This window comes from Rhodococcus sp. DMF-1, assembly GCF_021441945.1.
GTDB classification, from domain to species: Bacteria; Actinomycetota; Actinomycetes; order Mycobacteriales; family Mycobacteriaceae; genus Rhodococcus; species Rhodococcus ruber.
This window is the reverse complement of sequence record NZ_CP090442.1, coordinates 701,363-714,879: the sequence shown is the minus strand read 5'-3', so window position 1 is coordinate 714,879 and position 13,517 is coordinate 701,363. Positions and strand designations below refer to the sequence as shown.

The following is a 13,517-nucleotide window of genomic DNA, read 5'->3' as shown; positions in this document are numbered from 1 at the left end:
GCGGCTCCTCTCGTCGCCTGCAGCGTACCGGCGGGGCGCCGAGGGTCCGGTCACCTCAGAGCAGTTCGCCGATTCCGCACACCGGCAAGTGGATCCACCCCTCCCGGACCGCGACGGGGTGCTGCGCCGCATCGGGCCGGGCGGTTCTGCCGAGGGCGGCCGCGCGGGCGACGAGGCCGGCGACGACCGCATCGAACGCGTCGTCGGAGTCGACGCACAGGTCCCGGAAGCCGCCGAGCGTCAGTCCCGGCAGGGCCCCTTCCAGCACAGCCACCGATGCGGCGCGCACCTCGCGGTTCTTCGCGCTCTTGTACCCCTTGAACGGCAGTCCCCAACCCTGCAGCGCGGCAGCGGGATACGCCTCCACCACCGTACCGTCGACGCGGTCGACCTCCACTCCGACGGCATCGAGTTCCGCGAGCAGGCCCGCACACCGGAGCGCCACGTGGGCGATGAGATCCGCGGACACGCTCAGCGGGACGATCCCCGTCCGGGCATGCACCACGCGGTCGGTCGACCGTCGCACCAGCGGGAGGCGTCCGGGCCGGCTGCTCAGGGCGCGTTCGCGCGAGTACTCGAGGCGGTGGTGCGCGCCGAGGAACTCGACGAACGCGTCGGGCCACCCGAAGGGCGCGTCGATCCCGCTCCGGTCCGCCGCGACGATCGCGGCCACGATCTCCGGGTCGGTCGCGCCGAGCCGCAGCGCCTGCACCGTCGCGGTGCCGTGCTCCCACGCGAGGGTGGCGACCGCCGTCTTCGCCGGCTCGGCCGCGAGATCGACACCTACCGTCTTCACGAACGTCACGGTATCCGCTGCCCGTCCCCGGAGCTTGCATCCGTACTGCGCACCGTGCATCCCCTCTGTCCCGCCACAACGGGTGCAAGCACGCCACAGGGAGTGCAAGCCGCCGGCGCGGTAGCCGGCACCCACACGACCGGCGGGCACACAGCCGTGGACTACGTTCCGCATCCGTGCCACGGTGGAGGCGGATATCTCTTCCAGGAGGTGCAACACCATGGAGCACACCCAGCAGAACAGCGCCGCCCAGGAATGCCCGGACTGCCATGCGCTCGCCGCGGACCTCGCGGCGCACAAGCAATGGCACTCCCGGGTCGTTCACGACCTGGCCCTCGCCGTCGAGAAGGAAGTGGATCGACGGACCCGGACACCCTGACCGGGACCGCTCCCCGGTCCTGTTGCGTCAGCGGAAGGCGTCGCCCTTCGTCGTGAGCGTCCTGACCCGTTCGACGATCCTGTCCTGCAGCTTCTTCGGCGTGCGCCAGCGCATGGCGAGGCGGTCGTGGTCCATCGCGTGCTCGGCGACGATGTCCTCGAGCTGCTCGACATCGAGGGGCGCCAGCTTCTCGCGCAGGCCGGCCTCGCCGCCGTCACGGAACGGAACGAAGGGCCCCGGGGCACGTTTGCCGCACCCCAGCGCCCTCGCCACTCGCTCGCTCGGCAAGGCACACCGGGACCCGGACGAATCCGGCGCCGGGCACCCGCGCACCCCCTAGATTCGAGGCAGTCGGCGACGGGAGGCCGCGTGCGCGAGGGACGGTGGTGGCGCTGGTGGCCGCTCGCGGCCGCGGCGGCGCTCGTCGTGCTGCTCGCGGTGACGAACGCGGTTCCGACGTGGCCGGGGCTGATCCACCTGGTGGCGTTGCCCCCGCTGGACCAGTTCGCCGACCTGCGGCTCGTGCTGTCGCGGGCGCCGTCGTGGCCGGTGTTCCTGATGTTGCTCGCCGCCGTGTCCGCGGCGCGGGTCGCGCTCATGGCGTGGCTGCTGGGCGGTCTCGATGCCCGCCGCCTGCGATTCGCGGCCCTGTTCTACGCGGTCGCGTTCGGGCCGGTGCTGCTGGCGGCATTCGCCGACGCCACCGCCTACGCCGTCCTGTACTCCCGGCTGTTCTGGCCGGCCGTCGCCCTGGTCGGGGTGCTGGTGCTGACGCTCGGTCCGGTTCCGTGGCAGGGCACCGTACGGCTGCGGGAGGCGCTCGCACTGACCCGGCGGCGGGGGCTGCGCGTCGAGGTGACGCTGCCGTACTGCGCCGTGGTCCTGGCGCTGGGCGCCCTGGCCGAACGGGTCCCTGTCCTGACCGTGCCGCTCGTCCCGGTCTCGGCCGTCACGACCGGCCTGGCGATCCGGGCGATGCACCGCCCGGCACTGCGCCGGCCGGGGGCGGCCGTGAGCGCGTTCGTCGCGGCGCTGGTCGCCGTATCGATCGCTTTCGTCGCGACCCGCGGGTACGACGAGCCGGAACCCGGCCCGCCGCAACCGGGTTCGCTGCTGATCCTCTCGGGGATCAACTCGGCGTCGGGGCGGGGCGCGATCCACGCGACGGACGTACACCGCCTCGGCTACCGCTGCGAGCAGGTGTACTACTTCTCGTATGCCGGGCCGGGCGACGGGCAGCCGCAGCGGGACGCGACGTGCCCGATCCGCACGGGCGCCCCCTACGGACCGAGCGACACCCAGCGCCCGTTCCAGGAACAGGTCGATCTGTTCGTCGAGCAGGCGTCCGGGCTGCCTCGTCCGCTGGTGGTGGCCGCGCATTCGCACGCGGTGTGGGTGGTGTGGGAGGCCGTCGCCACCGGGCGGGTCGACGTCGACGCCCTGCTGCTCGTCGGCCCGTTCCCGAGCACCCCGACCGGCTACCCTCCGCCCGGCGTGAACGCCCCCGGCCGCGTCTTCGCCGACCTGCTGCGCCTCGCCGCACCGGCCACCGACCTCGTCCGGTTCCACTTCGATCCGGAGACCCCGGCCGCCCGGGACCTGCTCGGCACGGCAGGTGCCGCGGAGTCCGTCCTCGCTCGGCCGCTGCCCGGGGCGGTGCGCGCCTCGAGCCTGCCCTCGGCCACCGATCTGCCGCTGATGCCGGACGGCCGGGAGCTCGACGTGGAGCGCAACGAGTGTCCCGCCCGCGTCGCCCACCCGTACCTGCCCAAGTCGGCGGCCTTCGAGGACGCCGCCATCCGGTTCCTGAACGGCCGGCCTCCCCCACCGTGCCCGCCGTGGCGGGACTGGGGTGCCGTGCTCGTGCGGCCGTTCGGGGTGCCGGCCGGGCAGGCGCTGCGCTGATCCCGAATTCTCCCGCGACGATCGCCGCCGAGGGGGATATTCGGAGGAGGCCACCACCGGTCCCGAACAACGGCATCGCCGGACGCAGCGCGGTGCTCACGACCAACGACCGCCACGACGAACGACTGCGGAGTACCCATGACACTGCTTCCCCGCCCCGGTCTGTCGGCGATCGTGACGGTTGCCGCCGCCGCACTCCTGTCCGTGTCGATGCCACCGAACGCCCCGGCCTTCGCGCCCGACGTTCACGGGACGATTCTGCGGGCAGCGCTGCCGCCGGCCCCCGGCGACGGGGGCGTCGACGACCTGGCACTCGCCGAGATCACCGGAAGCCTCCTCACCGGCACCGGCAACGAAGGCAGCGACCTGTTCCAGGGCGACGCCTTCCGGCACTTCGACAACGCCGCGGGGCCGGCGGACGTCTGCGACCGTGCCCGGGACGCGTGGAACTTCTTCGTGCCCGCCGTGATCGCCGGCGCGCAACCCGCCGGACCACCGGAGTTCCGCACCTCCGTGAACGGCTTCGGAGCCCGCAGCGCCTTCGGCGGCCTGACGCACGCCCTCGCCGACTTCTACTCCCACTCGAACTGGGTCGAGCTGGCCGTCGCCGCGAACCGGGCCCCGGGGCTCGCTCCGCTCTTCCCGACGTGCGATCCCGCCGCTCTTCCGGCCGGCCTGCACACCGGGTTCTTCGAGCTGACCCCGGCCAACGGTCTCGACGGCTGCCCGAGCGGTCCGCCCGCTCCCCCGGCCGGGTCGTCCGTCCCGCCGAGCGAGGGTCCGCCCGCCCCGCCCGCCTCGTTCGAGGAGTGTCACCTGACCCTGAACAAGGACGATCCGGGCACGCTCCGCGGCCGTGAGCCGGTCCCCGGACAGGACGGGACGACGTACCACCAGCTCGCGGTGCAACTCGCCGTCGAACACACCACCGCGCTGTACCGGGAGGTCCGTGGTCTCGTCGCCGGTTCCGTCCCCGGCGGTGTCGACGGAGAGTGCGTCACCGACAATCTGTTCCAGGCCGCGCGATTCGCGCCCTGTGCGGTCCCGGCGCCCACTTCCGTTTTCCCCGAACGTATTTCGGTACAGCCAGTCGGCGTTGCGCCGAGTCCGCCGGCATAGGGGCGAGACCGGCCGCACCGGGGCGGGGCCCCGGCCTCCGCCTTTCACCTCATCGCTGCCACCGCGGCCGGGGTGAGACCGTCCAAGCCGGGCAGCACCAGCCCGGCGAGGGCGAGCGCATCCGGGTCGGGTGGGTACCGGGGATGGGGAATCGCGATCACCCGCATGCCGGCCGCCGCCGCCGACCGCAGCCCATTGCTGGAATCCTCCACCGCCGCACACCGAGCCGGGTTCGTCCCGAGTCGCTCGGCCACCGTCAGGTAGATGTCGGGGGCCGGCTTCCCCCGCGCCACACCCTCGGTGGACAGCGCCACCGCGAACGCATCCCCCAGCGCTGCGGCGTCGAGCACGGCCTCGATCAGCGCCTGCGGGGACGAGCTGGCCAGCCCGAGCGGCCACCGCGCCGCCATCGCGCGCACCGCCTCGACCGCACCGGGAATCAGCGGCAACCGCTCGGCGTAGCGGGCGCCCATGCGCTCGATGACCAGCGCCGCCACGTCGTCGGGTGGCAGGCCGACACCGAGACCCTCACTGAGATACCTCGCCCACTCCGGGGTACTCATGCCCATCAACCGGCTCTGCGCATCGTCGGTCCAGCGGCCCCCGTGCTCGGCCACGACCTGCCGACGCACCTGCTCCCACAGCGGTTCGGAGTCGACCAGCACCCCGTCCAGGTCGAACACCACCGCTTCCACACCACCGTTGTCGGACACAGGACCAGTCTCGGCCACACCGCCCGCCGGCAGGACACCGACACGCAGACGAGCGGCACGACCGGCCCCTCGCCGCAGATGGGCCCGCGATCCCCGAACCCGCCGAGTGCCGGACACCCGAGGTGTTGTGCGCGCAGAATCGGATCCGACATGACGTCGCGGCGGGAGGAGCCCCGTGGACATCGGAGTGGTATTCCAGTGCAACCCGCCGGCGGCGCGGGTCGTGGAGCTGGCCCGGCAGGCGGAGACACACGGCTTCTCCCACGTGTGGACGTTCGACTCGCACCTGCTGTGGCAGGAGCCGTACGTCGTCCACAGCATGATCCTCGCCGCGACGCGCACCGTGACGGTGGGGCCGATGGTGACCAATCCGGCGACCCGCGACTGGACGGTCACGGCCTCGACCTTCGCCACGCTCAACGGCATGTTCGGCAACCGCACCGTCTGTGGGATCGGCCGGGGCGATTCGGCGGTGCGCACCCTCGGCGGCGCGCCGGCGACGCTGGCGACGCTCCGCGACGCGATCGAGGTCATCCGTGAGCTCGGCAACGGCCGTGAGGCCCGGGTGCGGGACGTGACAGTGCGCTTCCCGTGGGCAGAGACGTCGGCGCTCGAGGTGTGGGTGGCCGGGTACGGGCCGAAGGCGCTCGATCTGATCGGCCGGGTGGCCGACGGATTCATCCTGCAACTCGCGGATCCGGAGATCGCGAGGTGGACGATCCTGCGGGTCCGCGCGGCCGCCGAGGCGGCCGGTCGCGACCCGGCGGCGGTGACGATCTGCGCGGCGGCACCCGCCTATGTGACGGACGGATCCGCCGCGGCCCTCACGCATGCCCGCGAGCAGTGCCGCTGGTTCGGTGGGATGGTCGGGAATCACGCCGCGGACCTGGTGGCGCGGTACGGCACCGACAGCGACGTGCCGGAGGCGCTCACCCGCTACGTCGCCGGGCGTTCCGGGTACGACTACAACGAGCACGGCCGCGCCGGGAACCCGCACGCGGAGTTCGTGGCCGACGAGATCGTCGACCGCTTCTGCATCGTCGGCGACGCGGAGGAGCATCTGAACCGGCTGAGGGAACTCGAGGAGATCGGGGTGGACCAGTTCGCCGTGTACCTGCAGCACGACGCGAAGACGTCGACCCTCGAGGCATACGGGGAGACCGTGATCCCGGGGCTCGCGCCGCGGCCGGCCGCGACGACCGCCCAGCCGGCCGGCGAGCGAGTGAACCGTTCGCCCGGATAGCCGGCACGTCCGCTCATTGCGAGCGTCGCTCGGCTTCTGCGGATCACGCGATCGGCGCCGCATCGGCGCGTATCGTTCTCCGATGTATGCACGTCGTGAGGGGGACGACCGTGAGCGAAACCGTAGGGCTGGTGGTGTCCGGCGCGGGCGCCCGGGGGGCGTACGAGGCCGGGGCGATCGCATCGCTGCTGCCCCACCTGCCGCGGTCGGAGCGCCCGCCGATTCTGGTGGGAACCAGCGCCGGCGCGCTGAACGTCGTCGGATTGGCCGCCTTCGCCGGGGACGGGTACAAGTCCGCCACCCACAAGATCGTGAGCCTGTGGTCGACGGTGGGACTGGACGACGTCTTCGGGCCCGTCGGCACGCTGGTCGGCACCGGCCTGCGTTACCTCGGTCAGGCCGCCGGTCTGGACGTCACGCTGCCGAGCCTTCTCGACACCGAGCGCATGCGCGACCTGCTGACATCTCTCATCTGCTGGGAGGACCTGCACGCCAACATCCGCAGCGGGGCCATCGGGGCGGTCGCGGTGACGGCGACCTCCGTCGCCACCCGCGGCACCGTGGTCTTCGTCGAGAAACACCCGTCGGTGCCGCTGCCCGACTACGACGAACAACGCAACATCACCTACGTCGAGACGGAACTGTCCGTCGAGCACGTACTGGCCTCGGCGGCGGTGCCGGTGCTGTTCCGGCCCGTCCGGGTCACCGAACCGGCGGCGTGGGCGGGCTGGTACGTCGACGGTGGTCTGCAGCTCAACACCCCGCTGAAGCCGGCCCTCGCCCTCGGCGCGGACACCCTCGGAGTCGTCGCGACCCAGCCGCGGCACTGGATCGAACAGCCTGCCGCCGATCTCGCGCCCGGCGACGACGAGCCACCCGACGTGTTCGGTGCCGCCGCACTCGTCCTGCGCGCCGTCCTCTCGGACCGCATGATCGAAGACCTGCACCAGCTCGAGGTCCGCAACGACCGGCTGATGCGCATCCGCGCAGCCGGAGTGGACAGCGCGGACGTGACCTCGGATCGGGAGATCGAGGTGCGGTTCGCGGGCCCGTCGCTCGAGCAGGCATACGACCTCGGCCGGCTCGCCTACGACATCTACAGCGAGAAGGGCGCGGGGGTGGGCGGCCTGCGCCACCCCTGGCTGTCGGTGCTGGGCCGCCTCGTGGGAGGGACCCGCGAGGACCACGGCGACCTGCTGAGCTTCCTGCTCTTCGACCCGGACTTCACCTCCGCCGCAGCCGAACTCGGACTCGCGGCGTTGCACCGGTTGGCATCCCGCGAACAAGCACCTCGGACGTCGTCGTAGGTGGGACCCTACGTCTTCAAGCGCCGAATCGGCGGTCGAGCACATACGCCTCTCCCGCCCGCACGAACACCAGTTGCAGTGCGCCCACCCGTTCCCCAGCGGCTCGGGTAAGCAGCTCCGCGTACAGGGTGAGCTGGGTCCAGTACGCTTCGAGCGTCTCATGCGTCACGGCAACGTCGGTCTTGTAGTCGACGATCACCAGAGTTCCGTCGTCCTCGCGATAGACGAGGTCCGCGATGCCTTCGACGACGGTGTCCGAATCGGCTGGCACGCCCGCGAGCGGCAGTTCGCGCCAGTGTTCGCGGGTGGCGGCTCGTCGCACAGGCGCACAGGTCAGGGCCGCCCGAACGAGGGCAACGAACCGGTCCAGGTCCCGCACGCCGGTTGCCACCGCAACCGCGGCGGCACTCGCATCCGATTCGTCCGTCGGGGCACGCAGGTCGACGGATTCGAGCGCGGCATGCAGAGCGATGCCGAGATCCGTGCCGCTCTCGAGCACTCCGGTGGCCGGTGGGACGACCTCCGGGCCGACGGGCGGTGGGACCAGGGCACGACAGGCGGCGGCGAGCGTGGCGACCGGCTCGGGTGGGTCGTGCGCGAGGCGAGTGGCGGAGACGGATGCCGGTAGCCCCGACGTCGCCTCCACCTGGTCGCTCTCGTCCTCCCACTGCTGCCAGCTGACACCGTGGTCGGCTGCGGTGGCGCCGTCGTGCTGTTCGGCGACGGGCTCGATCAGCTCGGGTGTCCGATCGGGGTGTCCCTCGATCCCAGCGGCGAGCAGAGCGCCCCAGCCGTCCCGGGCAGACCGGTATCCGGAGACGGCGAGCAGGCTCTCGGCGCGAGTGCATGCGACGTACAGCAACCGGATGCGCTCGGCGCGGATGTGCCGGCGTTCGACGTCGGCCAGCTCCTGGTAGCCGGGCGCGCAAACTGCCTTGGAAAGCCGCAGGCGCACACGACCGTGCTCGTCCCACAGGGCGGCCTCGTCGACCGCGCGGAATCCGCTGCTCATCCCTGCCACGACGACCATCGGGAACTGCAGCCCCTTGGCGGCGTGCATGGTCATGATGCGTACGGCGTTGACCCCGACCTCCGGCAGGACCGCTTCGGTGACGCGAGCGTCCTCCTCCTGTTGCGTTGCAGCCCACGCCAAGTAGCCGCGCAGGTCACCGCGCTCGGCGTCGTACCAGGCGTAGGCCTGGTCGATGACGAAGCGCAGCCGCCGCCACACATCCCGGTGCCGCGGCGAACCCATGGAGACCTCGAACACACGCCGCTCGTCGGCGAGGCGGGCGAGCAGGCTTCCCGGATCGGTGTGGGACAGATCCCGGCGCACCGTCCGCAGATACCTCAGCGCCTCGGCGACCGGCGAGTCCTCCTGCCCCAGCGGTGGTTCCGCGCCGAGGTACCACTGACCGCCGGCCTTCTTCCAGCGCAACAGGTCGTCGTCGCCGCAACCGAACAGCGGAGTACGCAGTGTGGCCACGAGTACGGCCTCGTCCGCGGTATGGGTAAGCGCGCGGGCGGTGAGCAGCAGGTCGTGGACATCCTGGGTCGAGTACACCAGTGAGGACGCCTCGGCGCGGAACTCGATCCCTGCGCGGTCGAGCGCGTCTTCCAGGAACGGCAGACAGGTTCGGGCCGGGATGAGGACGCAGATGTCGCTCTCCCGGACCGGCTCGTGACAATAGTCGCCGTCGCGGCCGGTCTCCTTGCACCAGCCGCGCCTGAGAGCGGTGGCGACGACGCGGGCGACATCGCGGGCCTCGGCCCCGCGTACTGTATCGGCGGTCGGTTTCTCGTCGAGGTCTTCGGTCGCAAACACGAACGGCAAGGGGCCCTGTGAGGTGTCCCACTCCGCTCGACCCGGCGCCGGGTCGAGCGGGGTGTACCCGGGCTGGAGGTGTCCGTCCGACACGATCAGGCGTCCGAAGACGTCGTTGACCCAGTCGAGGACCGGGCGGGTGGAGCGGAAGTTGGTGGTCAGTGACACCACCTGGTCGGCCTCGTCGCGGGCGGCCATATAGGTGGCGATATCGGCGCGCCGGAAGCGATAGATGGACTGCTTGGGATCCCCGACGGTGAACAGCCGGCCCGTTCGGTCGGGGCCGGCGACGATGCGCCGGGCGATGTCGAGTTGCAGTGGATCGGTGTCCTGGAACTCGTCGAGCAGGATCCGCTGGTAGTTCTCGTGCAGCGCCGCCTGCACGCCTGGATCCTCGAGAATGTCCCGCGCATGGATCAGCAGATCGTGGAACTCGAGCTCACCGCTGCGGCGACGAGCACGGGCCTCGTCGAGGACGATGCGGATGATCTCGCCGCCGACGATCTCGAGGGCGGCCGCGTGGAAGCGCTCGCACTCCTCACGTGCGACCGTACCCAGCTGCTTCAGTTCCTCCCTGAGTTCCCGGACCCGGTTCGTGCCCCCCAGCCAGTTCTTTCCCGCCCCGCCGGTCCCGACCCCGGGGCATCCGGCCGCTACGGCCGCCCACTCGTCGTCGCGAGCCGCGGCGAGACACGACCGCCACTCGCGGACCTTGTCGAGTTGTGCGGCGAACCTGTCGGTGCGGTCGGTGCAGTCGGCGAGGGCGTCGAGGAGCACGTCGGCGCGTCGCAGGATCAAGTCGATATCGGGGACCGGCAACGCGACGGGCGGGTCGACGGGCGTGAGCCGGTCCCAGTGCCGGTCGAGGCGGTCTGCGAGGTCGCGGAACCGGTCGAACGTGACGTCGGCGGCGACGAGGACTCGGGTGGCCTGCCCCACCTGATTCTCCTGTACCGGGAACAGCGCGGCGCGGATGCGTTGCCACCGTCGCTCGAACGCCAGGTGGGAGCCCATCGCGTCGACGACCCGGACGCGCAGGGGCACGCCCGCGTCGAGCGGATGCTCCGCGACGAGGCGTGCCGCGAACGAATGCAGGGTGCCGATCGCAGCGGTGTCGACCTGAGCGAGCGCCGCCTTCTGCCGCTCCGATTCGGGACTCTCCGCCAGGCGCGCCCGCACGCGCTCCCGCAGCTCGGCAGCGGCCTTTTCCGTGAAAGTGATCGCGGCGATGCGGTCGAGTTCGGCCCCGTCGTGCAGGACGAGGTGACAGATGCGTCCGACGAGGGCGTACGTCTTGCCGCTCCCGGCACCCGCCTCGACAAAGAGATTCGCTTCGGTGTCGTTCTCGATGCGTTCGCGCTCGCATCGGTCACGAAGGTCCTCGCCTACTGCCGTCACATTGCCTCGCTCTCGTCGGCGTGGACGGCGGCGAACTCCGCGAGCTGCGGGTCGTCACGCAGAACTTGCCACCAACGCTGCATACCGAGCCGTCCGATCACATTCGTTGTGTAGCAGTACCGCTTGCCGGGACGGGGTGGGAACTGACCGGCCGAAATCGCACGGTGCACGAATGCGAGGTCGTCTCGCACCGTAGCGAACACGTCGCCGGTCATCGTGTAGCCGATAGCCGCGAAACGGTAGCGCTCGGTGATGAACCAGTAGCGGACCTCGACCGGGTCGTCGACGTCGGCCGTCGCCCGCGCAAACACGCCGTAGACCGGAAGCTGGTAGCGGGTGCGCCCGGCGGTGGGGGCGTCAGCCGTCAGGGACTCGTAGTCGCCCGTGCCGCCGGTCTTGTAGTCGGTGACCCGAAGGCGCCCCTGCCGGTGCCGGTCGATGCGGTCCACCGTCCCTCTGAACATCAGCGTTGCGGCACCGATGTCGAACTCGACAGGTCGGTCCGCTCCGCCGAACTCGATCTCCGTGCCGATGGGCGCCCAACCGTCGGCTCGGTCCTCGGCGTCGTGGTCGTGCCACGATTCCAAATCGTGCCGGATGGCCGCGCTGTCGCGTTCCCACAACTGCGGCAGCCAGCCGGGTGCGGCGGCACGGGCCTTGCACAGCTCATGCTCCGCGATCTCGCGCAACCGCGTGCGTCCGCCGTCGGATCCCGAGATACGCTCGGCCACATATCTGTTCAGGATCTCGTGGATGAGGCTGCCGCGGGTGAGCGGGTCGATTCCGATCACCTCGTCCGGATCTTCGAGATGTTCGGCGTGCAGGATCTTCCGGATGAAGAACACGTACGGGCTCGTCACCCACGCCTCCAGGCTGGTCGGCGCGATCGGCTCGTCGAACACGCCGAGAAGGTCGGCAGCGGACGCCAGGTTGCCGTTGAACCGAGTGAACCTGCCCCACAGCCGGTCGCTGCGCATCTGCATTCCACGCTCGACGACGGCGTCGTCGAGCAGACCGGAGCGACGGGATGCCGGGACCGCGGCGAGGGCGCGCAGCCGCCATTCGGTTGCCGACGCTGCGCCGGTGCCGATCCGGGGGTCGGAGTTCTGTGTCGCGGCGTCGAACGACGGCACGATCACGACGTGGTCACACCTGTCCGTGTCCTTCGCCCAGCTCGTGGTGCCGACCCGGATACCCGTGAGGGCGTCCAGGGTAGGCAGCACCCAGCGCGAGGGCACCCGCTCTCCCCCGCCGCGCAGGCTGCCGCGAGGAAAGGTGAGCACGCGGTGGTGGCGTCCCGCTGCGACGGTCCGGAGGAACTGTCGATACTGCACCTCGAGCCGGTCGGACTGCCCGAACCCGGTGACCGCATCGGGCAACAGCGGGTCGTCGCGGCGGACGAACGGCAGTAGTCCTTCGGCTCCGCCGACGACGATGCTCACATCGAGGCTGCGTCCGCTGCCGATGGGAATCGGACCCACCGTGACTCCCGCCCCGCCCGTGCCCACAGTTCGGCGGTGTGCCTGCACCCGCACGGCGACCGCGCCGACGATGCGTTCCGGGGAGGGCGGCGGGGCGATGCTGTCGAGATCGCCCAGGCCGGTTGCGATGTGGTGGAGGACTGCCAGGTCGTCAGGGTCTCCGGCGGTCGGTCGGAAGTAGCGTCCGAGCAGGCCGGTGAGCCCCGTCGCCACATCTGACCACGTGTCCGCGCCAACTACGGCAGCGAGGTCTCCGCGCAACGCATCGATCAGCCCCCGCAACTGCTCCGCGGTCCGAAACAGGGGGCTCGCCGATTCGACGGTGGTCAGCTTGTGCCAGTCGTCGCCGGCGACGATCGGCATCTCATGGCACGTGAGCAGTTCGGCGAGACGGACGCCGAGGACGCCACCCCTGTCGTCGCGCCAGTACACGGCCTGCTCGGCGAGGATGGCGAGCAGTGCTCGACGCGGCATGGCGTCGAGGTCGAGTTGCAGCAACCGCAGCAGACTGCGCGCGGCCGCCCGATCACCGACGGACCGGTGCTCGGGGCCGTGGAACCCGATGCCGGCCCGTCCGAAATGCTCGTGCAGTAGGACCAGGTACGGATCCTCGGCCGCATAGAACACGCCGATGCGGTGCCCCGGAACACCGTTCGAAAGATGCCGCCGGACGAGCCGGGTGACTGCTCGGATTTCGTCGTCGGAGTCGGACGCATGAACGACCAGGGTGCCGGGCGGGGCAGCTTCATCCTCGACGTCGACGGTGACGGTGCGGTCCCGCAGGTGTTCGAGGAACAGCCGCGCCGCCGGGTCCTCCTCACACGGCAGGAAGACAACGATCGCGCCGGCCTCGCCGAGACGCTCGCGCGCAGCCGTGTATGCCTCGTGCTGCACGTGGAACCGGTGAGCGTGGGCGGCGATGCAGCGCCGGTGGATGCGGAACACCCCGTCTACCAGCGGGTTCGCGTCCTCCGGGCACGGAACGTCGAGGGCGCACAACTGCCACGACGCGTGCGCGAGCGATTCCGCGGTCGCGGACTGGTCGGCGACATCGGCGAACACTCCGGGATCGTCCAGAAGCGCTTTCTGCACGGCGGCCTCGAGCAGCGGATAGCGCAACGGCGCGCGTGGGGCGAGTGCCGGCCGGGCCAGGTGCTCGACGAACTGCTCCAGCGTGCGCACGTGGGTGTTGGCGAGCCCGCCGGTGCGCGCGAGATGGGCGGTGACGTCGCGGCCGACGCCGTGCCCGGGGACGACAACCGTCACCGGCGCGAGTGGCCGCCCCGCCTTGGCGTCGGCGACGGCGGCCGAGAGCCGGTCGTACGCGTCGATGATCACGATCCCATCATGA

The 13,517-nt window shown here is 71.2% G+C and carries 10 protein-coding genes; 5 read left to right on the top strand and 5 right to left on the bottom strand.

The genetic code is table 11. The features are described from left to right. Positions 1–55: 55 nt before the first annotated feature. The gene (locus LZP97_RS03420) at positions 56–856 is read right to left on the bottom strand and encodes a DUF429 domain-containing protein (protein WP_082170386.1); all 801 of its coding nucleotides are present in this window, start codon (positions 854–856) and stop codon (positions 56–58) included. Between the two features lie 160 nt (positions 857–1,016). Here LZP97_RS03420 and LZP97_RS03415 point away from each other — a divergent pair, with 160 nt between their 5' ends. Then, positions 1,017–1,175: a hypothetical protein gene (locus tag LZP97_RS03415; RefSeq protein WP_003936233.1), complete on the top strand. Its 159-nt coding sequence runs from the start codon at positions 1,017–1,019 to the stop codon at positions 1,173–1,175. 27 nt (positions 1,176–1,202) lie between these two features. Here the strand turns inward: LZP97_RS03415 and LZP97_RS03410 are convergent, their stop codons facing one another. After that, positions 1,203–1,463 (bottom strand): hypothetical protein, encoded by a 261-nt coding sequence (locus tag LZP97_RS03410; protein ID WP_412177615.1) that lies wholly within the window; start codon positions 1,461–1,463, stop codon positions 1,203–1,205. An 81-nt stretch (positions 1,464–1,544) separates the two neighbouring features. Here LZP97_RS03410 and LZP97_RS03405 point away from each other — a divergent pair, with 81 nt between their 5' ends. Continuing rightward, the gene (locus LZP97_RS03405; protein WP_048773052.1) at positions 1,545–3,080 is read left to right on the top strand and encodes a hypothetical protein; all 1,536 of its coding nucleotides are present in this window, start codon (positions 1,545–1,547) and stop codon (positions 3,078–3,080) included. 138 nt (positions 3,081–3,218) lie between these two features. Further along, a complete protein-coding gene (locus tag LZP97_RS03400; RefSeq protein ID WP_048773054.1) occupies positions 3,219–4,199 on the top strand; it encodes a hypothetical protein in 981 nt (326 codons plus the stop codon). A 44-nt stretch (positions 4,200–4,243) separates the two neighbouring features. Here the strand turns inward: LZP97_RS03400 and LZP97_RS03395 are convergent, their stop codons facing one another. Then, positions 4,244–4,912, bottom strand: coding sequence for an HAD family hydrolase (locus tag LZP97_RS03395; protein ID WP_010592325.1), 669 nt, complete (start codon positions 4,910–4,912; stop codon positions 4,244–4,246). Between the two features lie 175 nt (positions 4,913–5,087). Between LZP97_RS03395 and LZP97_RS03390 the strand changes: the two genes are divergently transcribed. Beyond that, positions 5,088–6,155: a TIGR03842 family LLM class F420-dependent oxidoreductase gene (locus tag LZP97_RS03390; protein ID WP_010592326.1), complete on the top strand. Its 1,068-nt coding sequence runs from the start codon at positions 5,088–5,090 to the stop codon at positions 6,153–6,155. Positions 6,156–6,241: 86 nt separating this feature from the next. Beyond that, entirely contained in the window at positions 6,242–7,462 is a 1,221-nt protein-coding gene (locus LZP97_RS03385) for a patatin-like phospholipase family protein (RefSeq protein ID WP_048773057.1), read from the top strand. Between the two features lie 16 nt (positions 7,463–7,478). Here the strand turns inward: LZP97_RS03385 and LZP97_RS03380 are convergent, their stop codons facing one another. Both LZP97_RS03380 and LZP97_RS03375 read right to left on the bottom strand, forming a co-directional pair. Continuing rightward, entirely contained in the window at positions 7,479–10,685 is a 3,207-nt protein-coding gene (locus LZP97_RS03380; protein ID WP_017680482.1) for a UvrD-helicase domain-containing protein, read from the bottom strand. Further along, positions 10,682–13,504: a PD-(D/E)XK nuclease family protein gene (locus LZP97_RS03375; protein ID WP_048773060.1), complete on the bottom strand. Its 2,823-nt coding sequence runs from the start codon at positions 13,502–13,504 to the stop codon at positions 10,682–10,684. The genes LZP97_RS03380 and LZP97_RS03375 overlap by 4 nt, the downstream gene beginning before the upstream one ends. Positions 13,505–13,517 lie beyond the last annotated feature (13 nt).